Genomic DNA, 24,132 nt, shown 5'->3' on the forward strand with positions numbered 1-24,132 from the left:
AGGGTGTGCCCCGCCACCGTGCGGCACGCGCATCGGTGCGCGGCAGGGCGGCGGGACCGTGCCCGGGGGAAGCGCCGGGTGTGCTTTCGGGCAGCGCTCCGGGCACGGGCGGCCGACGGCCCGGCCCGCCGCGCGGCGGGCCGGGGGAGGGGCGGCCGACGGATCCCCGCCCGCGCGGCGTGCGGGCGGCCGGTCGTCAGATCAGCCCGTTGCGCAGCGCGTAACCGACCGCGTGGGCCCGGTTGCGCAACTGGAGCCGCGTGGTGACCTCGTGCAGCACGTTCTTGACGGTCCGTTCCGAATAGGCGGTCTTCTGCGCGATCTCCGAGGTGTCGAGCCCCTCCGCCACCAGGCGCAGCATGGCCGCCTCGCGCGCGGTCAGCGTGTTCAGGGACAGGCCGCGCGGGTCGAGGGCCGAGCGCTGCAGGTTGCCGACGTGGGTCAGCAGCTTGCCGAGCAGGTCGCCGGGCAGCACGCCCTCCCCGTTGGCCATCGACAGCACCAGGTGCAGCAGCCGGTCCTGGTCCGCCTCGGCGCGCCGCAACACCGCCGCGACACCGCATTCGAGCACCCGCTGCAGCACCGCCGACTCGAAGGTGCCGACCACGAGGCCCGTGCGGGTCGTGCCGGTGCGCTGCAACCGCTGCAGCAGGGCCACCACCTCGTCGTCCACGGCGTCGACGACCACGAGCGACGTCTGCGCCCGGTCCGCGTCCGCGTCGGCGACCAGCTCCACCTCGGGACGCTGCCGCAGCTGATGGACGACGCCGACGTGCAGGACTGGGTCCTGGGCGTAGACGGCGAGGGTCACCCGGCGGGGGCCGGTCGTGGGGGTGGCGGACGGTGCGGTCCGGGCCAGGGCGGTCACGCGCGGTGCGTTGGCAGTCATGAACGGGTTCTCTCTCACGGGACCGGGCAGGGTGGGTTCGGTTTCCTGACGGAGGACGGGAGGCGCGCACGGGCCGGCCGCCGGCGGTGGACGGACGCCGGCACGGGAGGGCGTCAGAGCACCTGCCCGTCGTCGGGGCCGCCGCTGACCGTGCGGGGCACGCCGACTGCCCGGGTGGTGCCCTCGTACCCCTCGTGGCGGTCCGTCCGCGGTCCTACCGTCGTGGCGTGACGCCATCTGCAGCCTCTTCCGGCCCCGGAGCGCCCGGCCTGGACATGCCCGCCGTGACAGTGACGCCGGGCGGCACCGCCTCGACCAGCCTGACCGTCCGCAACGACAGCGACATCGTCGAGGCGTACACCCTGGACGTCGTCGGCGACTGTGCGGCCTGGGCCACCGTGGAGCCCGAGCGGGTATCGCTCTATCCCGGCACCTCCGAGACGGTGACCGTCCGCCTGGCCCCGCCGCGTTCCCCGGAGGTCCGCGCGGGTGACGTGCCGCTGGGCGTGAGGGTGCTGCCGGCCGAACACCCCGAACTCGTCACGGTCCCCGAAACCACGGTCCACGTCGAGGGGTTCCACGAGCTGCGCGTCGAGCTGGTCCCGCGCCGCCGGCGCGGCTGGCTGCGGGGCCGTTACCGGTTGGCGGCGCGCAACGAGGGCAACTGCCCGGCCCGGGCGGCCTTCACCCCGGAACAGGCCGGGGAGGACCTGCGGTTCGGATTCACGCCCGCCGAACTGCGGCTGGAGCCCGGCGAGTCGGCGGAGACCCGGCTGCGGGTTCGGACCGGCAAGCCGGTCTGGTTCGGCAGTCCCGTGGTGTGGCCGTTCACCGTGCGTACCACTGACAGCGAGATGCCGGAGGGGTCCGAGCGGGCCGCTTCCGCGGTGCGGCCGCCGCTGGAAGCCGAGTTCGTCCAGATCCCGGTCTTCCCGAAGTGGCTGCTGGTGGTGCTCGCGGCCCTGCTCGCGCTGCTGCTGGCCTGGTTCACGCTGGTCCGCCCGGCGGTGCGGAGCGCGGCCAGGCAGGCCGCCGACGCGGTGGTCCACCCGCGCACCACGCCCGCCGGACAGCAGGACGGGCAGTCGCCGGGGACCGGGTCCGGCCAGGGCGCGGGCGCCGGCGCCCAGCGGGGCGGTCAGGGCACGAGCGCGTCGCCGGGCACCGGGGCCGACGGCACGAGCGGGGGAGCCGCCGGTACCGGCGGTACCGGCGGCGGCGCCGGTACCGCGGTCGGCAGCGGTCAGCAGAGCTCGGCCACCATCGACCTGCAGACGTCCGGCGGGCAGACGAGGAGCGGCACCTACGTGGTGCCGCCGGCCGCGCTCTTCGGCGTGACGGACATCGTCGTGGCGAACTTCCAGGGTGACGAGGGGGTGATGACCATCACCTTCGGTGACCGGAAGATCACCACCATCGCGCTCGAAACGTTCCGCAACCAGGACTACCACTGGGTCACCCCCATCAAGATCCCCGAGAACGCCACCGTCACCGTGAAGGTGACCTGCGCGAAGCCGGGTACGCCGGCCACCGGACGTCAGGCGCAGCAGTGCCACGAGGTCCTGAACGTCAGCGGTGTGCTCAGCACCGTCAAACGGTGACGTGCTCTTGCAAACATCGTTCGCCTGGCGCGGTGCGAGCGGAAGGGAGCGTCCCCACTCAGTCCGAAAACCGATACGGCGTCGGGTGTGAACCGCTTGTTCCGTTCGGTTCGCGCGCTCCGGGAACGTGAGCGTCCGCGTGGACGGGCTGGACGCCGCGGCGGCCGACGGCAGGGTGAGAATGGCCCGTTCGCGACCCGCCGGTGAGTGGACACACCTCCTGGGAACGTCAAGTCCCCGGTGGAGGCGCACCGTTGCGGCCGGTGTGCCGGCCCGCTCTCCGGAGCCGGCCGCACCCGGGAGCCCGCCGGGGACCGCCGGTACCACCTCGTCCCGTCCGGCCCCGGACGTCCGGGGACCCCGGGGCCCGGCACCTCCTGCAGGAGCGGCCGGTTCCGGCGGGGCTGCGGCCGGCACCGGGGAGCTCCGTGGATCCGACGCGCACGTCCGGCCCACATGCTCGTCCCGAAGGTCCCCGGGGGCGCCCCGGTCTCCAGGTGGCCCCTTCCGTGGGGAGCGGGCACGGGAAAGGCCCCGCCGTTGTGCGGGACGACCGTACCGGGCGGCGTGAGGAGCGGCACCATCGCGTTCGGGGCCGGTGCCGCTCCGGCGCGTGGGGCGACCCCCGGACCGTCGTGGCTGCCCACCCCGGTGGTCACCGGATCCCGGACGGACATCGCTCACCGCTCCGGGCTGGCCCGTTGGCCCCGGGGCCGACCAACCGTGCCCGCTTCCCCGTCCCGGTGCCGGGTGCCCGCTCGCCCATGGCACGGGCCGGAACAACCGCCGGTGGCGCCCGGACAGCGTGCGGGTGGTGTCCGCCGGCCGCTCCGGCGTCGCCGAGCGGACGCGGCCGCCGCGCCGTACCGCGCCTTCGCCGGCGTTGGATGCGCGGCCGGGTCCTCTGGCTTCGTGGCCTTCGTGGGAAGCCCGGGCCGGCCCCCCGGTCCGCTCCCGGCGTACACAGGGGGACGCCGGCCGCGGCGCGCCCTCGTCCGGCCGGTGGCGCCGAGGGGCGCCGGACCACCGGCGAGGGTGCGCTCCGGCAGCCGCTCTCCCGCCGTGCAACCCGGCCGAAGCGGACGTCCATGCGCCCGGGGGACCGCGCCGCACGCTGCCCCTCCCGGGCGATCCGGAACCGATTCCGGTTCGTGCCGCAGCCGCCCGGGGAACCCCCAACCGCATGGGTGACTACAACGACACGATCACGGTGACGGTCGCGCCGGACCGGCTCTTCTCCTACCTGGCGGACGTGCAGAACCTGCCCGCCTACATGCCGCGCCTGACCTCGGCGCGGCCCCACGGCGGTGACCGGGTCACCGTCACGGCCCACATCGACCCCGCCGACGCGCCCGAGCAGGACGTCACCAGCGAGGCCTGGATCCACGTCCTGGAGAACGGCAAGAGCCTGGAGTGGGGTGCGCCCGGCCCCCACGACTACCACGGCCGGCTGCACGTCGCGCCGGGGGAGGACCCCACCAGCTCCCTCCTCACCGTCCAGCTGCACACGGACAGCACGGAAGGCGCTCAGGTCGACCACGGTCTCGAAGAGGCCCTGCGCGGTATCAAAGACGCCGTCGAGGCCGCCGAGCGCTGAGCCTCGGCAGTCCGCCGCCCGACCCGCCCCCACGCCGCCCGGCCGCGGCGCCCCGGCCGGGCACCCCGTGCGGGGGCGGTGGCGGAGCGCGCGGCGGTCCGCCCGGTGGTGCCGAACGGCCTCATCCGCACGGCCCCACGGCCGAACCGGCCCGGACGACCGCGCGGTCGCGCCACCGCGCTCGGTGCGCGGCGGCTTCCGGTGCGGGAGGTACGCGTACCGGGCGGGCCCGTGCCGACGGCGGTGCGACGCTTGTGCGGCAGGGCGGGCGCGAGCCCCTCAGCCGGGCGGACCGCCTGCCGGCCGCACCTCGAAACCGCCCCGCCCGTCGAAGCGCACGTCGTGCACGGCGTCGAATCCGTCGGCGGTCGACGGCCGCCGCAACCGCCGCAGCGTGGCGTGGATGCCGGCATCGGGCACGCGGGCCCGGCCCGTGCGCCCGGCGTTGCGGCGCAGCGAGCCCGCCAGGTCCGGTGGGAACCAGTACGCGGTGACGGTGGCGCCGTGCGCCCGGGCCGCGGCCACCAGCGGACCCCACTCCTCGGGGGAGGGGTTGGTGTTGTCCACCACCACCGAGCGGTCCACGGCCAGGGCCTCCTCGACCAGGCGCATCTGCCGGGCCTGCTTGTGCCGTGCGGAGCGCGGGAAGAGGTCCTTGCTCACCAGGACGGGGCGGTCCCGCAGGCACCGCTCGTAGAAGGTGGACTTCCCGGACGCCTGCAGCCCCACGAGCACCACCAGCTCAGCCACCGGGCCCAGCCCCCGACCGTCCGCCGGGCCCGGGCACCGGCCCGCCGCCACGGCGGGGCCCGGGCGCACCGGGCGCGCACCGCACGGAGCGGCGCGGTGCAGCGCACCGGCCCGCCGGCCGCCCGGGCCGGGCTGCGGAGCGGGAACGCGGCCGGCCCGCCCCCGCGCAGCGCCCCCGCGCGGCCCGTCCGCCCCCGTCGGCGTGGTGGACCCCGGGCACCGTCATGGCGGGCCTCCCTCGGCGGGTGATCGGACCGGCCGGCCGCTGAGCGGCGCACTGCATGGTACGGCGGGCCGGGAGCGTCCCGCCGCGGACCGCCCCCGGTCGCCACGACGACCGGCGGGTCCGCGGCCCGCGACTCCCGCCCCGGTGCCCCGGGCGCATCCGACCGGCGCCGGGACCGCGCGGCTGCGGCGCGGCCCGTCGCCCGCCGGACCGGGGTCCCGCCCCGTGGCACCGTTCCTCCGGGCACGGCTCCGACCGGACTCCGAATGGCGTACGAGGAGAAAATCTGTCGTGACGAGAGTAGACATCGGTCTGCCGGTGGGCTACTGTTTCTGACGTACCCAGGAAGTCGAAGAGGGTGCGGCAGGCACGAACTGCCGCACACGCAGGTCGAGTAGGACACGGCCCCACCGGGGCTGTGAGCAGTACCCCGCAGTATCCAGCAGTACAACCAGGTAACCGGAAGTAAGGAGCAGACGCCATCAGGATCGCCCGGGTGAGGAAGACGTCCGCCCGGGTACCGCAGGCCCCGGATTGGAAGGTGGTCCCCGGTCACGCATCCGCGATCCCCGCAGTCCCGCCCCTCCGGGCGGCCCCTGCGGAAAGAGAAGCCGGCGCAGTCAGCTGGTAGATGGTGTTGAAAGCTCGGGGCCCGAGTGCCGACACGGCACTCGGGCCCCCTGACGCGTCCGCTGAAAGAAGAGGTCTATGCCCCCTCGCAGTACCCGCCCCCCCGGCCCCCTCGACGACGACGACTACCCCGCCTACACCATGGGTCGGGCAGCCGAGATGCTCGGCACCACTCCCGCCTTCCTGCGCGCCCTCGGCGAACACCGCCTCATCACCCCTCTGCGCTCCGAAGGCGGCCACCGCCGTTACTCCCGTTACCAGCTGCGGATCGCCGCCCGTGCCCGCGAACTCGTGGACCAGGGCACCCCCATCGAGGCCGCCTGCCGCATCGTCGTCCTCGAGGACCAGCTCGAAGAGGCCCAGCGCATCAACGAGCAGCTGCGCACCCGGGGCGGTGAGGTCCAGCCGAAGACCTCGGCCTGATCACCCTGCGGGCGTGGATGCCGGCATCCACGCCCGCAGCAGGCCGCCCCGTCCGCCACCGGTGGCGATGGCGGGACAGGTGCGGTGAGCGGTTCCCGCGGGCCGGGCCGAGGGGCCGTGCAACGGCTGTCACGCGGTGCTTCCTCCCTGCGGCGCGGAAGGGCCGGGTCTCCCCGGTGCCCTTGCGCGCACGGCGGGCGTCTCATCGGGGCTGCCGGTGTCCGGTGAGCATGTCGACCAGGCTGTGGGGTGCGTTGCCGCCGAACATGAGTTCGAGCTGACGGGCGGCGTCCGCGGCTTCCGCGGCGCTGCGGGGAAACATGGCCCGCTCGTATCCGGTGAGCGCGGCCTCGACGTCGTCGGGGTGGGCGGCGATGGCCCTGCCGAGTTCGGCGCCGTCGTACATGGCCAGGTTGGCGCCCTCACCGGACGGGATCATGAGGTGGGCGGCGTCGCCGAGCAGGGTCACCCCCGGCACCCGGTCCCACCGGTGCTCGACCGGCAGGGCGTTGAGGGGGCGCAGGACCGGCGCGGTCTCGCCGTCGGTGATCAGCGCGGTGAGCTCCGGTGCCCAACCGTCGGACTCCCCGGCGATCCGCGCGGTCGCGCTGGCGGAATCGATGAAATCGACGACGGCGAACCAGTCCCGCGGCTCGGACAGCGCCACGTAGGTGTGGAGGGTGCCGTCACTCTCCCGGTGGGCCTGGATCCCCTTCCCCGGCGCGAGCGCGAAGAGCGACCCGCCGCCGGCCGCTTTCGCACTGGCGGGGTGGCGGGTGTCACCGTCGAACAGGTAGGTCTCGACGAACGACGTGCCGACGTACTCGGGTGTGGCGTCGGAGAGCAGCGGCCGGACTCGTGACCACGCGCCGTCCGCGCCGACCAGCAGGCTCGTGACCACGGTGGTGCCGTCGGCGAAGGTCGCCTCGTGGCGGCCGTCACCGAGCGTGCGGACGCCGCCGGCGCGACCGACGCCGTCGTCCCCGCCGCTCTGGCCGTCCAGTCCGCCGGGTCCGCGAACTCGCCGCAGGACGGCATCCGCGCCGTCGCGCTCGGGCTGTTCGACGCGATCGACGCACATCCGTGGCTTGCCGCGAGCTCTCCCGCAGCCCCTGGGGACCCGTGACGCCGCGGATCTTCGAAAGCATCGGCCGGCGGGTCCGCGCGCTGGGCGTGCCCGAGGGCAGCTGGTTCACGGCGACCCCGGCGTTGATGTACCACATCCTCGGCGCCGCCGGCCAGAACGCCGCGAACACCGCGAGCGCCCGCGCTCTCGGGCCCGAGGTGGACCGCGCCGCGTTCCTCGGCGCCGTGTCGACGGCGTGGAAAGAGCTCGACCCCGGGGATTACCCCTTCACCCGGGCCGTCGCGGACCAGTTGCGCGGGCACGACGACCGCGAGCAGTTCCTCGCCGGAATCGATCTCGTCCTCACCGGCATCACGGGCATCACCGCCCGCCGGTAGCCGGCCGGTCACTCCCGCGCCGCCCCGGCGGCGGCCCCGCGCCGGGCGGGGCCGCCGCCGCGGCCGCTCGGACCCGGACCGGTCCCGCGCCCGCGCCCGCGCCACGAGTCCGCCACCGGGCCCGGTGTTCCCCGGTGGCCGTGCGGGGGCCGCCGGCCGCCCCGCGGGGAAGGACGCCGCCCTGTCCACTCGTCGACGCGTGGCGCGGCCCGCTTCACCCCCTGATCAACAACGCCGGCGTGGTCACCGGTGGCCTGGAACGCACGCATGAGGGCTGGGAGCTGCAATTCGCGACGAACCATCTCGGCCACTTCGCCCTGGCCACCGGCCTTCACGACGCCCTGGCCCTGGGAGCGGCCGACCGTGGCGGAGCACGGATCGTCTCGGTCAGCTCGACGGCCCACATGCGTTCCGGCATCGACTTCGACGACCTCCACTTCGAGCGTCGCCGCTACGACCCGCAGATCGCCTACGCCCAGTCGAAGACGGCGAATTCCCTCTTCGCCGTCGAGGCGACCCGTCTGTGGGCGTCCGATGGCATCGTCGCCAACGCGGTGAACCCCGGCGGTGTCGCGACGGGACTGCAGCGGAACTTCACAACAGAACAGAGGGAGTCGCTCGACGCGGCCGAGGCCGCCGGAGTCTTCACCTACAAGACGGTCGAGCAGGGGGCCGCCACCAGCGTCGCCGCGGCCGTCGCCCCCGAGTTCGCTCACTCCGGAGGCCACTACCTCGACGATGCGCAGGAGGCCTACACCGTGCCGGACGACGCCGACCTCGCGCAGCACCCGCACGGTGTCAAGGAATGGGCGCTCGACCCCGCCACCGCCAAGCGCCTCTGGACCGTCTCGACCGGCCTGCTCCGCGCCTGACCTCTCCAGGTCACGCGGGCTCCCGCCGTCGTCGAGCTCGACGGATCGGGGGCTCCGGCAGCTCTTGCTCGACATGCCGGACCTGACAGGGAAGTCGTCACCGACCACGCCGCGCAGACCACCGGGCGACAGGACCTGGGGCCGGCCAGGCGCGGGCCAACGTGGACTCGCCCGCACCGGAGGCGCCGATCGGCGCCCACGGCTCCGGTACGGGCACGGGCACCGCCTCCGGGCCGCCGCGTGCCGTCGCCCCGTCCCCGTCCCAGGAGGCCGCGGCAGGAGGCACGAAGGCGCACGGCAACGGGCGGCCGCTGCCCTCCGGGGAGTGCGACAAGTTCCCGCCGCGCCTGCGGCACGCCGCCTCCGGCTCCGTCGGCGCGCCCCGTGAGTCGCGCCAGGAGGCCGGCCACGTCCTGGAGGAGCTCGCCGGGCGCTCCACCGGGGCCACCACCCAGCACCGCCGTACCCTGCGCATGTCCTGGCAGGACAGGGACGGCACCACCGGGAAGCCCACGACCAGTACGCACACGGAACGGTCCCGGCCGGCGCTGCGCGACTACCGTGAGCTGGCGGCACGACTGTTGCACGGCCGAGCGGTCCGCTTCGGCGGCTCCGTGCGAAGCGGTTGTCGAGCCCGCCTCGCGCGGGGCCGCTCCGGCGTGCACCCCCGGCCCGGTGCCCCGTGCTCCGCTACCCTCGGGGGCAGCGACGGGCGACGGGGGGCTCGGTGGACGATCGCGGGGAACCGGTGCCGGCCGACGGCAGGATGGTGCTGGCGCGTCGGCTGGCCGGACTGCTCGAGGAAGTCCGGCGGCTGCCGGGGCTCGGTGGTTTCCAACGTCCCTTGCCGGCCACGGATCTGCGACGCGCCGCCGCCCTGGGACCCGTCGTCACCGTCAATGTGACGCAGCGCCGGACGGATGCGCTGATCGTGACGCCGGACGAAGTCTCCCCGATCCCGCTGGGCTTCACGGCCGGGGACGTCCGTGAAACGGCCTATGCCTACGTGGAGGCGGTGGAGCGGCACCAGAGCCGGCTCGCGGCCCTTGAGGAAGCGGACGCCGCTGCGCAGGAGACCTTCAACGCCAGGACCTGCACGGCCTACCAGCAGGCGGCGGTCGCCCTCGTCGAGGCCGAGGCGGTGATGGAGAGTGCGCTGACCTCGACCCTTGAGTGGCTGTGGGAGGCGATCGGCCGGCCCGTGCTCGATGCCTGCGGCTTCCGGGAGCCGCCCGGAGAGGGCCGGCCCTGGCCTCGGCTGTGGTGGTGCCCCACGGGCCTGCTGACCCTGCTCCCGCTGCATGCCGCGGGCCGGCACGGCGAGGCGGGGCAGAGCTCACTGGACCGAGCGGTGATGTCGTACACGCCCTCCCTGCGCGTGCTGATCGAGTCCCGGTCGTGGGAGCGGTCGACCGTGCCGGGCGGCATGCTCCACGTGGCACTGCCCGAAACCCCGGGCCAGCGGGACCTGCCCCACGTCGAGCGCGAGGAGGAACTGCTGACGGCGCTCTTCGGAGCGGACTGCACCACGCTGAAGGGCCCCGCGGCGGACCGGACGTCGGTACGGCGCGGGCTGGCCGTCCACCGCAGCGTCCACTTCAGCTGCCACGCCACGTCCCATCCCCTGCGTCCCGCCTCCGGAGGGGCGCTGCTCAGCGACGGCCTGCTGACGACGGGCGAGATCGCCGCGAACCACCGGCACCGCGACTTCGCCTTCCTCTCGGCGTGCAAGACGGCCCTGGGCGGACTGCTGGTGCCGGACGAGTCGATGACGTTGTCCGCCGCGCTGCACTACACGGGCTACCGGCATGTGATCGGGACACTCTGGTCCGTCCGGGACGCCGTCGCCGCCGAGGTGGCCGAGGACGTCTACCGCGACCTGTGGCAGGACGGCGTGTTCCGCCCCGACCGCGCCGCCGCCGCACTGCACGGCGCCGTCCGCAGGCTGCGGGACGCCTCGCCGCACGAGCCGAGCCACTGGATGTCCTTCACCCACACAGGTCCCTGAACCGGAAAGCCACCCCATGCCCGTACCCCTGCCCGCCGCGCTCCCCTACGCCGAGGAGTCCGAGCCCGCCTACGTCCAGCACGTCGCCGAGCACTTCGAGTTGCGACCGTACGGCAAGGGCCTGCTGCTGGCCTGCGGCCCCTGCCCGCGCTGCGCCGCTCCCCTGGAGATACCCGTCGTCCTCACCACCGTCCGCCTGATGTCGTGGCGTGCTCCGGCCCGCCCGGGTCCGATCGAGGTACCGATGGCGTGCAACTGCGACGAGGACCACGACCACCGCCCCGACGGTGTGACCGAGGGCTGCGGAGCCTTCTGGCTGCTCGGGGTGCCGGCGGAACTCGCATGACCGGCCCACGACGTCCCCTGCCCGCCACCCGGCCGGCCGGCGCCTCCGACCTGCGGCGCCTGCGGGAACACCGCAGGCTCCTCCAGGAGGCCGTGCCCCGCGTGCGCGAGGCCGCCCTCGCCTGGCGCAACGGACTCGCGGCCCTGCTCGCCGCCCTGGTGGGCTTCGGCCTCGTCAAAGGACGCTCGGACATCGGTCAGCTCACCGACCGCTGGGCCGCCGCCGTGGGCCTGCTGCTGCTCGCCGCGCTCGTCTGCGGCGCCCTCGGCGCGATGCAGCTCCTCCTCGCGGCTCACGGCAGACCACGCGCCCTCGACCTGCCGTCCGCCCTGCCCCGGCCCCTCCTGGAACAGCGGGAGGCCGCCGACGCCGCACGGCAACTGCGCCGGGGCATCGCCCTGACCCTGCTGTGCACGGCCCTGCTCGTGGCCGCGGTCGGCGCCACCTGGTACGGCCCCGCGGAGGAGAACGGCCTGATGCGCTTCGACACCCCTGGCGCCAAGGTGTGCGGCACCGTGCGGCGTGTCTCCGGCGGCGAGGCCGTGGTCAGGACGGGCGACGGCGAGGTGGTCGTACCGCTCGCCACCTTGCTGGCGATGGCGCCGGTGAGCGACTGTCCCAAGGGATGACGAGGACGACTGTGCGAGATCCGGTCCGTACCTGTGCCGAACTGCGCCGGACCTTCGAGGAGTTCACCCGAACCGGGGACGTCTCCCCGCTGCTCGCGCCGGAGACGACGCGGCGGCTGGTGGATCTCATGGAGTGGATCGGCGAGGCGGGGGAGGAGCGGGGCGGTCCTCTGTTCCTGCGCGTGGCCAGGCTCATGGCCTGGGTCCACATGAACCGCTGGCACGACGACCCGAGCCGCGAAGGCGCCTCCGGGGAACTCGACCGGGCTCTCGCGACGAGCTTCCTGCTGCCCTACGGCCAGGGCGCACCGCAGCCGCTCGACGGGCTGGTCGACCGTATCCACCGGGCCCTCGTGGCCGACCCGGCCGACCCGGTGCTGTTCCAGGACGCCGCCGGCGATCTGCTGGCCATGGCCGACCGCTACGGCTGCACGGGCGCTCTGGGCCACGGACTGCGTTACACGACGCGGGCCCTGGAACTGGTGTCCGAGGACGAGCCGCTGTGGGCCGTGGTGGCCCTGAACCTCTGCGCCGCCGTCCTGGTCGAGTGGCGCCTGACCGGGGGATCGGAGCACCTCGTCCCGGCCGCGGACCGGGGGCTGCGGGCACTCGACCGGCTGCAGACGTCCGACGCGAACCTCGCCGCACACCTGCACCAGTTGGGCCGTCTGCTGGTGATCCGCCACGCGACGGGTTCCAACATCGAGGACGTGGACCGGGCGATCGAGCTGTACACGCGCGCGGTCGGCATCGACGCAGCCCCCGGGGAACTCGTCCGGCAGATCCTCGGGGAACTGGGTCTCGCCTGGAAGGAACGCCACCGCGTGAGCGGGCGGCGCGGTGACCTCGACCGGGCGATGGACGCGCTGAACCGGGTCGTGCCCGAACGGGGACCGCTGGGGGCGGCGTCCCATGCGGCCGCCGACGCCCTCGCCTCCTGCTGGGAGGAGCGGGCCGGCCACACCGGCGAAGCGGACGATCTGCGGCACGCGCTGCGCCTCCGGTCGCTCCTGGCCGCCGAGCGCGGAGCTCCGCGGGACCTGATCGATCTGGCCGGGGTGCAGGAGCGGCTCTTCCAGCGTTCGGGCCAGGCCGAGCTGCTCGACGCGTCCATCGACCACTACACCCGGGCCGAAGCGGCCGATCCCGGTAACGCCACCGCGCTCATCGGCCTGGCCTGGGCGCTCAAGTTGCGCTTCGAGCACTTCGGCGACGGGGCCGACCGCGACGACGCGGTCTCGGCGGCCCGGCGGTCGGTCGACCTGACCCCGCCCGGCCACGGCAGCCTGGGGCGCCGACTGGCGATTCTCGCCTCCGCGCTGACCACCCGGGCGCAGACGACGGGGAACACACCGGATCTGGTCGAGGGGCTGGAGGTCATCGACCGGGCACTCGCCCTCCCGGACCAGTCCGACGAGGACCGGGCCCTGCAGCTCTTCAACAAGTCCGCGCTGATCGCGGTGCGCCACGAGCTGATGGACGACGCCGAGGACGACGACCTGCAGATCGGGTTGTGCCGTGGAGCGGTGGAGTTGCTTCCCGACGGACATCCGAAGAAGGGGATGTACCGCACGAACCTCATCTCGGCCCACCTGCAGCGGTACCGGCGCACGGGCCGCGAGGACGACCTGGAGGCCATGCTCCGGGCCGGGGAGCTGGCGCTGGCCGAGACGCCCGCCGATCACCCCCGTCGCCTGGGAATCCTGTCCAACACCGCATTGGCGCTGCTCGGTTCCGTCGAGGGCGGCTTCGACGGGGCCAGGCTCCGCCGCACCGTGGAACTCCTCACCGAAGCACTGACGTTCACCGCGGAGGGACAGCCGCTCGACGCCATGCTGCGGGTCAACCGGGGCACGGCTCTGCGCCACTCCGGCCGGCCCGAGGACCTGGAACGCGCACTGCGGGACTGGTGCACGGCCGCGCGGAGCGAAGCCGCCTCGCCCGACATCCGCCTCACCGCGGCGACCGCATGGGCGCGAGGGAGCGCCGAACTGGGCCGCTGGGACGAGGCCGTAACCGCCTACGGCCTCGCCGTCGACCTGTTGACGTCCGTGGCCGGCCTGCAGCTGGAGCACGCGGACCAGGAGTCGCGACTGACGGACTGGGCCCCGGTCACCTCGGAGGCCGTGGGTGCCGCACTGGAGGCCCACGATCCGGACAGGGCCCTGGAACTCCTGGAGGCAGGCCGCTGCGTGCAGTGGAACCACCAGCTGCGCAACGCCGGTGAGCTCGCCCTGCTGGCCGACTCCCGGCCGGATCTGGCCGCGGAGATCGAACGGACCTCGGCGGCCCTGGGGGTCGTGTGGTCCGAGGCGGTCGTGCCCGGGCTTCCCGGCGCTCCCGCCACACGTGCATGACCTCCTCCACCTCGTGCGGCCTCGTCCCGAGGGGGCCGCGTGGACGGCGGTGAGGGCGCACCCGGCTTCCCCGCCCCCGGCCCGCTGTCCCACCGGCGGACCGCGGACCCGGCCCCGGCACGGCAGACGTGAACACGTGCCGCCCCGATGGCGGGGCGAGCGCCGGCCCGCCCGCCGCGGCCGTGCCCGGGATCACCCGAGATGGTTCTAACATTCGGACGGCTTTCGGAAAACCTGGGTGCCGCGGATGGTGGAGACGCGGCCGACCGTCAAGGCCGTCCGGGAAATCGCCCCGGATCCGACGCCGAATGACGGTCCGGCGGAGTTCCCTGGCGGTTCTGTCTGCGCCTTTTCATCGACAAGGTCATCCGAATGTTTCGGCGCCCCCGGTGATTCATGCGAGAGGTATTGACGCCGTTCAGGGGTTCCCTATCATTCAGGTTGCCCGACAAGTCGATCCATGTTCGATATTCCGAACGCATCGGAGTCGCTCCCCCCGTGCAGCCGGAAGGGGCACACTGCACACATATATGTCATGTACGCATCAATATTCCCCGCGTCGTCGCGCGCCGGCGGCCGCAACCGGCCCCGCCGCTGCGGTTCCCCCGGCGGGGGGAGCCCTCCGCGCCGCAACCGCTCCCACCCGGGGCCCGCCCGCGCCGCAGCCGAGGAGTGCAGGACGTCGTGGACTTCGGCGCCGAGCAGGACCTGAACGGCGCCGGGCTGCTGGTCGACAGCGAGACGAACCGCACACCGACAGTCCGGCCCACCTCGGACGAGGCCGGCCGGAACCGCTTACTCAAGGGTTGGAAAGTCTCATGCGCAGAGGAAGTTTCGGTCACGGGCGCCTGTCCGTGGCGCTCGCGGCCGCGGTCACGGTCCTGGTCGCGTTGGCGGCGATGCTCGTCGCCGATCCGGCTCAGGCGGCCACCAGCGGCGCCTTGCGCGGTGTTGGTTCGGGCCGCTGTCTCGACGTGCCGGGTGCCGGCCAGACCAACGGCACGTACCTGCAGATCTACGACTGCTCGAGCGGGACCAACCAGCAGTGGACGTTGACGGACGGCAACCAGCTGACCGTGTACGGCAACATGTGCCTGGATGTTCCGGGCCACGCCACCGCGACCGGTACCCGGGTGCAGATCTGGACCTGTTCCGGCGCCGCGAACCAGCAGTGGCGGGTGAACTCCGACGGCACGGTCGTCGGCGTGGAGTCCGGGCTGTGCCTGGACGTCACGGGCTCCGGTACGGCCAACGGCACGGCGGTGGAGCTCTGGACGTGCAACGGCGGCGGCAACCAGAAGTGGACCGGCCCGTCCGGGACGTCGACCCCGCCGGGGGGCGGCACGTGCTCTCTTCCGTCGACGTACCGGTGGACGTCGACGGGCGCGTTGGCCCAGCCGGCGAACGGGTGGGTCTCGCTGAAGGACTTCACCGACGTGGTGTACAACGGCAAGCACCTGGTCTACGCGTCCAACGTGTCGGGATCGTCGTACGGCTCGATGATGTTCGCTCCCTTCACGAACTGGTCGGACATGACTTCGGCCGGCCAGACCGGGATGAGCCAGGCCGCGGTGGCGCCCACGCTGTTCTACTTCGCGCCCAGGAACATCTGGGTGCTGGCGTACCAGTGGGGTGCGTCGCCCTTCGTCTACCGCACGTCGAGCGACCCCGCCAACCCCAACGGCTGGTCCTCGCCGCAGCCGTTGTTCACCGGCGGCATCTCCGGCTCCGGCACCGGCCCGATCGACCAGACCCTGATCGGTGACGGCCAGAACATGTACCTGTTCTTCGCCGGCGACAACGGCAAGATCTACCGGGCGAGCATGCCCATCGGGAACTTCCCGGCCAGCTTCGGCTCGTCGTACACGACGGTCATGAGCGACTCGACCAACAACCTGTTCGAGGCGGTGCAGGTCTACAAGGTCCAGGGCCAGAACCAGTACCTCATGATCGTCGAGGCAATGGGTGCGAACGGGCGCTACTTCCGCTCGTTCACGGCCTCCAGCCTGAACGGTTCGTGGACCCCGCAGGCCAGCAGCGAAAGCAACCCCTTCGCGGGCAAGGCCAACAGCGGTGCCACCTGGACCAACGACATCAGCCACGGTGACCTGGTCCGCAACAACCCCGACCAGACCATGACCATCGACCCCTGCAACCTGCAGTTCCTCTACCAGGGCAAGTCTCCCACCGCGAGCGGCCCCTACGACCAACTGCCGTGGCGGCCAGGCGTCCTCACCCTGCAGCGCTGACCTTCCCGGTCCGCAGTGATCGCGATCCGGTGCGGTCCGCCGACGCGCGGACGAGCGGTTCACGACGTGGGCGACTCCACCTGCTGACCGGTACTCACCGCCTCGAGGGACCCCAGCCGTGCGTCGGCCGGGGTCCCTGTCCTTCGTGGACTTCCATCGCGGGCGCGGACCGAAGCACTGCGACGCCACCGGGGACACCGCCCGCCGGCCGTGACGTGCCGTGGATGCCGCACGTTTCGTCCGGGTCGCCGGTCCGTGTCGCCCTCGCCTCCTCGGCGCGGCGTCTTCCCCGCGGCGACCGCGCGGGCACATCCTGCGGTGCACGGGGAAGGGAGACTCGCCCGAACCGACCCCTTCCCGACGACCCCGCACGTGGAGCGCGTGGCGATCTCGGAGTCCGTCGAGAAGGACCACTGACCCGCCGGTACTCCGCGGGCGACACCTCGGCCGACCCGTTTCCGGGCCACCGCGGGGCCGGATAACCGGTCCGGTGTCATCGCCGTACGGCGATGACACTCCGACTCCCCGACGATCTTGACGCGAAGCTCACCGGGCGTGTCCGTCGTGAGCGCCGCAGCAGGCAGGAACTCGCCGGTGAGGGCATCCGGCTCAACGGCGTCGGTACCAGCACCGCCCCGCCGCCCGTCTCCGCCGCCGGCCCGTTCGTCGAGGAAGCCACGCGGGACAACATCGGTGTACCGGCCCTCGCCAAGCGCCTGCCGGCCTGGTTCCCCGTCTGCTGGTGGTGCAGGCGTCATGCGGCGCTGAGCTGCGTAAACGTGGCCACGTATGGCTCGTCGGAGCCGTCGGTCCGGGAGTGGTCCGGATCCTGTCCTCAGCGGGACGGGCCCGGTCACCTGTCGACGCCGCCCCCTCGGCCCGTGGACTGCTCCAGGTGGCTGTGCCGGCTCGTCCAGTGCTACGGCGAGGTGGGCAGGTGCGGGGAGCGGAGCACGAGCAGGGTGATCTCGCTGGGGGCGAAGACGCGGAACGGCGGGCCCCAGAAGCCGGTGCCGCGGCTGGTGTAGAGGAGGGTGCGGGGGCCGTGGTGGCTGAGGCCGGCGAGGGCGGGCTGGTCGATGCGGACCAGGTGGTGGAAAGGCCAGATCTGGCCGCCGTGCGTGTGCCCGGAGAGTTGGAGGTCGATGCCGGCGGCTGCCGCCCGGTCGACGAACTTGGGCTGGTGTGCCAAGAGCAGGACGGGCAGGTCGGGGTCGGCGCCGTCCAAGGCTCCGGCGAGGTGGGCTCGATGGCCGGCCAGACCGGAGGACTCGGCGGTGACGTCATCCACGCCGGCGACCACGAGGGTGTCGCCTCCGCGTTCCAGCAGCAGATGGCGGTTGCGTAGCGGCTCCCAGCCCAGCTCGTCCATCAGGTCGACCCAGCCCTGGGCCTCGCTGTAGTACTCGTGGTTGCCGGTGACGTACACACGGGCCCGGGTGGCCCGCACGGTACCGAGTGGGACGGCCTGGGCGCGGCGGCGTTCGGCCGTGCCGTCCGCGATGTCGCCGGTGTGGCAGACCAGGTCGGCCTCCAGGGTGTTCACCGTCTCGCACACCCGTGCCGACCAGCGAGTGCGATCGAGCGGGCCGTAGTGGGTGTCGGTGATGAGGACGACGCGGACGCCGTCCAAACCGGCACCGAGTCGTGGGAGTTGCACGTCGAGCCGGCGCACGCGTGGTACGCGGCGGGCTTCGGCGTACCCCCAGGCGAGTAGTACGGCGGTTATGCCGAGGACGGCCCAGGTGACGATGCGGGCCCGGTCCTGGCTCCCGCCGACGCCGGCCACGGTCAGGACGAGCCGCAATGGGACGCCGAGCAGAACGGACCAGGTGAACAGGACCCAGCCGGTGCCCAGCAGGGTGTCACCGACGATCGCCGCCCGGTCCTGCTGGCGCCGGCCGTGGCCGCGCGCCATCGCGAGCGGCATACCGACGAGGCCGAGGGCGAACAGGGCGGTGCCGACCGGCGTGACGGGCAGCGGCCAGTGCTGGCCGCTGTGCAGGAGCACCCAGCAGGGCACGGCCCACAGCAGGACGGGGGCGATCAGGGGGAGGTAGCGCATCAGGCGGTGCAGTCGGCTCTGCCGCGGAGCTTGCGCCTCGCTGTCGGCGGGTCGGGTGTTGTTGGTGTCGGTCACACTTGCCTCTCTGACCAGGCTGCCGTCTCGCGCACTGTATCCGGTCGCCCTTGGGCCGGCCGGGCCGGCTTCCGTGGGCGCGGCCCCTTGGGACGAAGGGTTCCCTGCCGGGCGGCAGGACTCCGCCGCAGGCACCTCCCTTGGCCGGAGCCGCTATCAGGGCGTTACCGGCGTGAGTGGGTGCGGTACGGAAAGCGCCGCTGAGATTGATCTTGCTCGGCGAGATCACCGTGAGGTGATCGACGCGATCGCGGTCAAGTTCCGGACCGGTCCGCAGTGGGCCCCTCTGCGCATCGCGTGATCGGCTTTGAAGACGACTCCTGGGATCCGACTGAAGTGGCGGAGGCTGAGCCTCCCCCTGGCGCGTTGTCGTCCCCGCCGCAGGGGCCCCGTTGACCGGGTGGCCGGGGGGCGGTTTGCTCTGCTGCGCGCAGCCGCCGCCGACACCGGACGGCCGGCCGCGATCGCATCCGTCGGGGGAGGCGAAGGAGGGGACGGCCATGGCCGGAAGAGCGGTGCGCGGGACGGGCGGGGACACGGGGAGAGGCCGGCTGGCCACCCGGAGGGCGGTGCGCGGTGGTGGGGTGCTGGCCGCTGCGGCCCTGCTGGGCGCGGGCACGGTCGTGCCCGCGGCGGCCGGGCCGGGGGCGGCGGCGGTGCCGGCGGTGCCGGGACTCACCCAGCGGGTGACCTACGGGCCGGGCGGTGCGCAGCTCGAGGCCCTGTCGCGGGGCGGCGGTGTGAGCGAGGACGGGCGGTACGTGCTGTTCTCCTCGGAGGCGGACAACCTCGTGCCGGGGGATACCAATGGCATCGAGGACGCGTTCGTCCGTGACGCCTGGACCGGACGCGTTCAGCGGGTCTCCGTGGGGGACCACGGCAAGCAGCTCACCGCCCAGTTCCTCGGAATTTCACTTAGCGGCGACGGCCGCTACGTGGCCTTCGGCTCGGACGAACCCGGGCTGGTGGAGGACGACACGGACGACCGGAGCGACGTGTTCGTCCTCGACCGGGTCACGGGCCGCACCGTGCGGGCGACCTCGGGTCCCGAAGGGGGCGGATTCGACCCGGCGATCAGCAGGGACGGGCGGTACGTGGCCTTTTCCTCCGTCCGCAAGCTGGACCTCCCGGGTGGTGAGAAGGGCCGCCAGAACATCTACGTCCTCGACCGGAGGACCGGCGTCACCCGGCTGGCCAGCATCACCCGCGAGGGTGCCGTCCCCAGCCAGCCTTCCCGGTCGGCCACCATCAGCGCCGACGGGCAGCGCGTCGCCTTCATCTCCCGGACCTTCAGCCTGGCGGAGGACCCGGACGGCTCCGACGACGTGGCGCAGGAGCCCGAGGAGACCGCGGGGACCGGGGAGGGCGCGAAGCGGCTCGCCGACGATGACTCCGCGATGAGCGCCGACGGACCCGGGGACGACGGCGCCTCGATCCTCAAGCCGACCCTTTACCCGATGTACGTCTATGACCTGCGCACCGGCCGTGTCCGGCGCGGCAGCGTGGGACCGGACCGACTACTGGGATCTCCCTCCGGCCGGATCACCCCGGACGGACGGCACGTCGCCTTCATCGGCTGGGAGATCGACACGCGACCCGGAGCCCCCTCCGGCGGCTTGCCCCCGCACCGTTACATCGCCTACGTCCAGGACCTGGAGACCGGGAAGACCGTCCAGGTGAGCCGGACCACCGCCGGTGAGGACAGCAACGGCGAGGATACGGAGATCATCACAAGCGGTGACAGCCGTTGGGTCTACTTCGTCTCCACATCGAACAACCTGGTCCCCGGCGACACCGACGGGGAACGCGACATCTTCCGCCGCGATCTGCGGACCGGGCGCACCGAGACACTGTTCGACCTCGGGCAGAACACGTCGGACGAGGTCGGCACCATCGCCGGTGCCGACGCCTTCGGCACTTCAGTGGTCGTCGTGGGGTCGGACGGCGTCTTCGGGTACCCGGGGGACACCAACGGGTACTACGACGTGTTCGTGCGCCGCCTGCTCCCCTGGTGACCCCCGGCCGACCGCCCCGCACGGGCGGCTGAACGTCTGCCGCCGGTGCGCAGGATGTCCACCGCAATCGTGCCGACGGCGTCACCCCCTTCGACCGGATGAACATCGCCCACCGCGCAAAACCCAGCGCACCGACCAACGGGTCCGCCGCCGCCATCAACTCGCCTACCCCGGCACGGGCGTGTTCGCCTTTCGAATCGCCGCTCAGATGTCCGTCGAGAAGGGCGCCTTCCAGGCGTCTTCCCCGGTCAGGCGCCCTCTTCCCGTGCTAGAAGAAGCCCAGCTTCTTCGGCGAGTAGCTCACCAGCAGGTTCTTCGTCTGCTGGTAGTGCTCCAGCATCATCTTGTGCGTCTCACGGCCGATCCCCGACTGCTTGTAACCTCCGAACGCCGCGTGCGCCGGATAGGCGTGGTAGCAGTTGGTCCAGACGCGGCCCGCCTGGATCGCGCGGCCCGCGCGGTACGCCGTGTTCATGTCCCGGGTCCACACTCCCGCCCCGAGGCCGTACAACGTGTCGTTCGCGATCTTGATGGCGTCGTCGAAGTCGCCGAAGGACGCGACCGAGACGACCGGGCCGAAGATCTCCTCCTGGAAGATCCGCATGCGGTTGTCGCCCTCGAAGATGGTCGGCTGCACGTAGTAGCCGCCCTTCAGCTCACCGTCGTGCTCGATGCGTTCGCCGCCGGTCAGGACCTTGGCGCCTTCCTGACGGCCGATGTCCAGGTAGGAGAGGATCTTCTCCAGCTGGTCGTTGGAGGCCTGGGCGCCGATCATCGTGTCGGTGTCGAGGGGATGCCCCGACGTGATCTGCCGGGTCCGGGCCACGGCCGCGTCGAGGAACTCGGCGTAGTTGCCGCGCTGGACGAGCGCCCGGGAGGGGCAGGTGCACACCTCGCCCTGGTTCAGGGCGAACATCGTGAAGCCTTCGAGCGCCTTGTCGCGGAAGTCGTCGTCGTGGGCCCAGACGTCGTCGAAGAAGATGTTCGGTGACTTGCCGCCCAGTTCCAGGGTGACCGGTTTGATGTTCTCCGAGGCGTACTGCATGATCAGCCGTCCGGTCGTGGTCTCCCCGGTGAACGCGACCTTCGCCACCCGCGGGCTGGAAGCCAGCGGCTTGCCGGCCTCCACACCGAAGCCGTTCACGATGTTCAGCACGCCCGGCGGCAGCAGATCGGCGACCAGGCTCATCCAGTAGTGGATGGACGCCGGGGTCTGTTCGGCCGGCTTGAGGATGACCGCGTTGCCCGCGGCGAGCGCCGGTGCGAGTTTCCAGGTCGCCATCAGGATCGGGAAGTTCCACGGGATGATCTGGGCGACCACCCCGAGCGGCTCGTGGAAGTGGTACGCCACCGTGTCGTCGTCGATCTCGCCCAGCGAGCCCTCCTGTGCGCGGATGGCGCCCGCGAAGTAACGGAAGTGGTCGATCGCGAGCGGGATGTCGGCGGCCAGCGTCTCGCGCACCGGCTTGCCGTTCTCCCAGCTCTCCGCCACCGCGAGCGGCTCGAGGTGGGCCTCCATGCGTTCGGCGATCTTCAATAGGACGTCGGAGCGCTCCGTCACCGACGTACGACCCCACCCGGGGGCGGCCGCGTGCGCCGCGTCCAGCGCCCGCTCGACGTCCTCCGCGGTGCCGCGCGCGACCTCGGTGAACGGCTGTCCGTTCACCGGCGACGGATTCTCGAAGTACTGCCCGCGTACCGGCGGCACGTACTCACCGCCGATGAAGTGGTCGTAACGCGCCTGGTAGGAGACGATCGCGCCCTCGGTGCCGGGCGCCGCGTAACGGGTCATGCTGGTCTGCCTCCGGGGGAAGCGCCGCCCGCCGTTGGGCAGCTCTCGGCGCGAGGCTATGCGGGCGGACGTTGCAGGTACGTTGCGCCGCCGCCCGGCGCCGGCGCCCGGTCCGCGTGCACGCGGCGGGCCGGCGCGGCGGGCGCGGCCAGCTCCGCCTCCAGAGCCGCCAGCCGCGCCCGTACCGGTGCCGTGGGCCGCACCGACGCCAGTGCCCGCCACACCTCGAGGTCGTCCTCGCCCCACGGGGCGTGCGCCCAGTCCGACAGCAGGTCCGGATCGCGGTGGGCGATCAGGGCCGTTCGCAGGCCGTCGGCGAGACGGCGCCGCAACCGCACGACCGCCGGGGCCTGTGAGCCGGGCAGCACAGGGCCGGCGTACGCCTTCGCGGCCGCCGTGAGCGCGCACGTCTCCAGCCGCCGCTCCACCACGCCGGCATCGGACTCCACCGGTGCCGTCAGCCGGTACGGCCGGGAGACGAGCAATCCCGGCCCCAACGACCGTCGCAGCCGGGCCAGTTCCGCACGGAGTGTCACCGGCGTCACCGACTCGTCCGCGTACAGCGCGCACAGCAGCTCATCACCGGTCATACCCCCCGGATGCCGGGCGAGCAGCAGCAGGATCTCGCTGTGCCGACGACTGAGCCCGATCCGGCGCCCCGCCACGCGGAGCTCGGCCTCGTCGCGGCCCAGCACACTGAGCACGGCACTGCCCTCGGTGCACCGGGCCGGGGCCAGCAACGCCAGCTGCGACTCGGCGGCCCGCGCCACCGCCTGCACGAAGCCCAGGCTGTGCGGGTGCGCCAGCCCGTCCCCGCCGGTGATGTCCACAGCACCCAGCACACGACCCGTGTGCGGATCGTGGACGGGCGCGGCCGCGCACGTCCACGGCTGCACCCGCCGTATGAAGTGCTCCGCCGCGAAGACCTGTACCGGCCGGCCGAGGGCGATCGCCGTACCCGGCGCGTTGGTCCCCACCGCCGCCTCCGACCAGCGCGCCCCGGGCACGAAGTTCATCGAGTCCGCCCGGCGCCGGGTCGCTGGATGCCCCTCGACCCACAGCAGCCTGCCGTACGCGTCGCACACCGCGAGCAGGTGCTCACCGTCGGCGGCGAACGTGCCCATCAGCTCCCGGAACAGCGGCATCACCCGCGCCAGCGGATGCTCCGCGCGGTAGGCGCCGAGGTCGTCCTCGGCCAGCTCCACGTCCGCGGTGCCGTCCGGTCCGACACCGGCCCGTGCGCTGCGCCGCCACGATTCCGCCACCACCGACCGCACCGGCCGGGGCACCGTGCCCGCCGTGGTGAACGTCTCGTGCGCCCGGCGCAGCACCCGGACCCGCTCGGCGGGGTCGGCCCCCGGCTCCAGGGCCACCCATGGATCGGACAACTCGGCCTCCCCGGGAACTGAAACGCTGGGACCATCGTCACGCGCGGCGTTCGCACCGACAACCGGTGCGACGTGCGCCTAGGCGAAGTTGACGAGTCTGATGTACCGGACCCAGTCCCAGCCGGGACCCGGATCGGTGTGGTCGGTGCCCGGCACCTGGTAATGGCCGATGATGTGCTCCCTGTCCCTCGGAATGCCGTACCTGGTGCAGATCGCCGCGGTCAGCTTCGCCGACTGCTCGTACAGGGCGTTGGTGAAGTAAGCGGGCTGATCCACCCAGCCCTCGTGCTCGATGCCGATGCTGCGCGTGTTGTAGTCCCAGTTGCCCGCGTGCCAGGCGACGTCGGCCTCCCGCACGCACTGGGCGACATGCCCGTCCGCCGAACGGACCAGGTAGTGCGCGGAGACCTTCCTCTGCGGGTTCTGGAAGATGGCCAGCGTGTCGGTGTACGTCTCCTGCGTAACGTGGATGATCACACGGTCGACGGTGTAGGCGACGGGCCGGCTGGACGGGGTGTAGTTGCCCGTGCTCGCCGGCTGCCACTCGGCCGGGGGATAGTCCACGGTGCTCCGCGCCCCCGCGCGGGCGTCGGGGAGTAGGACGTAGGGAACGGCGGCGAGGGCCGCGCCCTTCAGGACGCGTCGTCTGCTGAGGTGTGTCGCGGGCCGGTGCTTGTCCATGGTCGGCTGCTCTCCGGGAGTGCGGGATGGGAGTGGGACTGCTGTCACGCCTGCCTGTAGGCGGCGCCACGAGGT

17 protein-coding genes and 1 pseudogene are annotated in these 24,132 nt (G+C 72.9%); 11 read left to right on the forward strand and 7 right to left on the reverse strand.

Going from position 1 to position 24,132, the window contains the following annotated elements:
- Positions 1-196: 196 nt before the first annotated feature.
- Positions 197-889, reverse strand: a complete 693-nt coding sequence (locus tag QQY24_RS27095; RefSeq protein WP_301975330.1) for a LuxR C-terminal-related transcriptional regulator — start codon at positions 887-889, stop codon at positions 197-199.
- A gap of 275 nt (positions 890-1,164) precedes the next feature.
- Between QQY24_RS27095 and QQY24_RS27100 the strand changes: the two genes are divergently transcribed.
- Both QQY24_RS27100 and QQY24_RS27105 read left to right on the forward strand, forming a co-directional pair.
- Complete coding sequence (locus QQY24_RS27100; protein ID WP_301976367.1) at positions 1,165-2,490, forward strand: hydrolytic protein; 1,326 nt, start codon at positions 1,165-1,167, stop codon at positions 2,488-2,490.
- Between the two features lie 1,183 nt (positions 2,491-3,673).
- Positions 3,674-4,087 carry an SRPBCC family protein gene (locus QQY24_RS27105; protein ID WP_301975331.1) on the forward strand — a complete coding sequence of 138 codons (414 nt, stop codon included), beginning with the start codon at positions 3,674-3,676 and terminating at the stop codon, positions 4,085-4,087.
- Between the two features lie 279 nt (positions 4,088-4,366).
- On the opposite strand, the gene QQY24_RS27110 is transcribed toward QQY24_RS27105, so the two are convergent.
- Positions 4,367-4,837, reverse strand: coding sequence for an ATP-binding protein (locus QQY24_RS27110; RefSeq protein WP_301975332.1), 471 nt, complete (start codon positions 4,835-4,837; stop codon positions 4,367-4,369).
- 934 nt (positions 4,838-5,771) lie between these two features.
- Between QQY24_RS27110 and QQY24_RS27115 the strand changes: the two genes are divergently transcribed.
- On the forward strand, positions 5,772-6,116 hold the full coding sequence (locus QQY24_RS27115; RefSeq protein WP_301975333.1) for a MerR family transcriptional regulator: 345 nt from the start codon (positions 5,772-5,774) through the stop codon (positions 6,114-6,116).
- A gap of 202 nt (positions 6,117-6,318) precedes the next feature.
- On the opposite strand, the gene QQY24_RS27120 is transcribed toward QQY24_RS27115, so the two are convergent.
- A complete protein-coding gene (locus QQY24_RS27120; protein ID WP_301975334.1) occupies positions 6,319-7,197 on the reverse strand; it encodes an NAD(P)/FAD-dependent oxidoreductase in 879 nt (292 codons plus the stop codon).
- Positions 7,198-7,238: 41 nt separating this feature from the next.
- On the opposite strand from QQY24_RS27120, the gene QQY24_RS27125 reads away from it, so the two are divergent.
- The 7 genes and pseudogenes from QQY24_RS27125 to QQY24_RS27155 all read left to right on the forward strand — a co-directional run bounded on the left by QQY24_RS27125 (position 7,239) and on the right by QQY24_RS27155 (position 16,041).
- Positions 7,239-7,580 carry a hypothetical protein gene (locus tag QQY24_RS27125; protein ID WP_301975335.1) on the forward strand — a complete coding sequence of 114 codons (342 nt, stop codon included), beginning with the start codon at positions 7,239-7,241 and terminating at the stop codon, positions 7,578-7,580.
- Positions 7,581-7,777: 197 nt separating this feature from the next.
- A pseudogene (locus QQY24_RS27130) lies at positions 7,778-8,452 on the forward strand (oxidoreductase); the annotation flags it as partial.
- 727 nt (positions 8,453-9,179) lie between these two features.
- Positions 9,180-10,460, forward strand: coding sequence for a CHAT domain-containing protein (locus QQY24_RS27135; protein WP_301975336.1), 1,281 nt, complete (start codon positions 9,180-9,182; stop codon positions 10,458-10,460).
- Between the two features lie 16 nt (positions 10,461-10,476).
- Positions 10,477-10,806: a hypothetical protein gene (locus QQY24_RS27140; protein ID WP_301975337.1), complete on the forward strand. Its 330-nt coding sequence runs from the start codon at positions 10,477-10,479 to the stop codon at positions 10,804-10,806.
- Complete coding sequence (locus tag QQY24_RS27145; RefSeq protein WP_301975338.1) at positions 10,803-11,435, forward strand: hypothetical protein; 633 nt, start codon at positions 10,803-10,805, stop codon at positions 11,433-11,435. Before QQY24_RS27140 ends, QQY24_RS27145 begins: the two co-directional genes overlap by 4 nt.
- Complete coding sequence (locus QQY24_RS27150) at positions 11,432-13,792, forward strand: hypothetical protein (protein ID WP_301975339.1); 2,361 nt, start codon at positions 11,432-11,434, stop codon at positions 13,790-13,792. The genes QQY24_RS27145 and QQY24_RS27150 overlap by 4 nt, the downstream gene beginning before the upstream one ends.
- Positions 13,793-14,610: 818 nt before the next feature.
- A complete protein-coding gene (locus QQY24_RS27155; protein ID WP_301975340.1) occupies positions 14,611-16,041 on the forward strand; it encodes a non-reducing end alpha-L-arabinofuranosidase family hydrolase in 1,431 nt (476 codons plus the stop codon).
- A 919-nt stretch (positions 16,042-16,960) separates the two neighbouring features.
- Here the strand turns inward: QQY24_RS27155 and QQY24_RS27160 are convergent.
- On the reverse strand, positions 16,961-18,181 hold the full coding sequence (locus tag QQY24_RS27160) for a metallophosphoesterase (RefSeq protein ID WP_301975341.1): 1,221 nt from the start codon (positions 18,179-18,181) through the stop codon (positions 16,961-16,963).
- 500 nt (positions 18,182-18,681) lie between these two features.
- Here QQY24_RS27160 and QQY24_RS27165 point away from each other — a divergent pair, with 500 nt between their 5' ends.
- A complete protein-coding gene (locus QQY24_RS27165; RefSeq protein WP_301975342.1) occupies positions 18,682-20,196 on the forward strand; it encodes a hypothetical protein in 1,515 nt (504 codons plus the stop codon).
- Positions 20,197-20,464: 268 nt separating this feature from the next.
- Here the strand turns inward: QQY24_RS27165 and QQY24_RS27170 are convergent, their stop codons facing one another.
- The 3 genes from QQY24_RS27170 to QQY24_RS27180 form a co-directional block, all read right to left on the reverse strand.
- A complete protein-coding gene (locus QQY24_RS27170) occupies positions 20,465-21,988 on the reverse strand; it encodes an aldehyde dehydrogenase family protein (protein WP_301975343.1) in 1,524 nt (507 codons plus the stop codon).
- Between the two features lie 56 nt (positions 21,989-22,044).
- Positions 22,045-23,376, reverse strand: a complete 1,332-nt coding sequence (locus QQY24_RS27175) for a GAF domain-containing protein (protein ID WP_301975344.1) — start codon at positions 23,374-23,376, stop codon at positions 22,045-22,047.
- Positions 23,377-23,454: 78 nt separating this feature from the next.
- Complete coding sequence (locus QQY24_RS27180) at positions 23,455-24,057, reverse strand: N-acetylmuramoyl-L-alanine amidase (RefSeq protein ID WP_301975345.1); 603 nt, start codon at positions 24,055-24,057, stop codon at positions 23,455-23,457.
- Positions 24,058-24,132: the final 75 nt, after the last annotated feature.

It is taken from the genome of Streptomyces sp. TG1A-8, assembly GCF_030499535.1.
GTDB lineage: Bacteria > Actinomycetota > Actinomycetes > Streptomycetales > Streptomycetaceae > Streptomyces.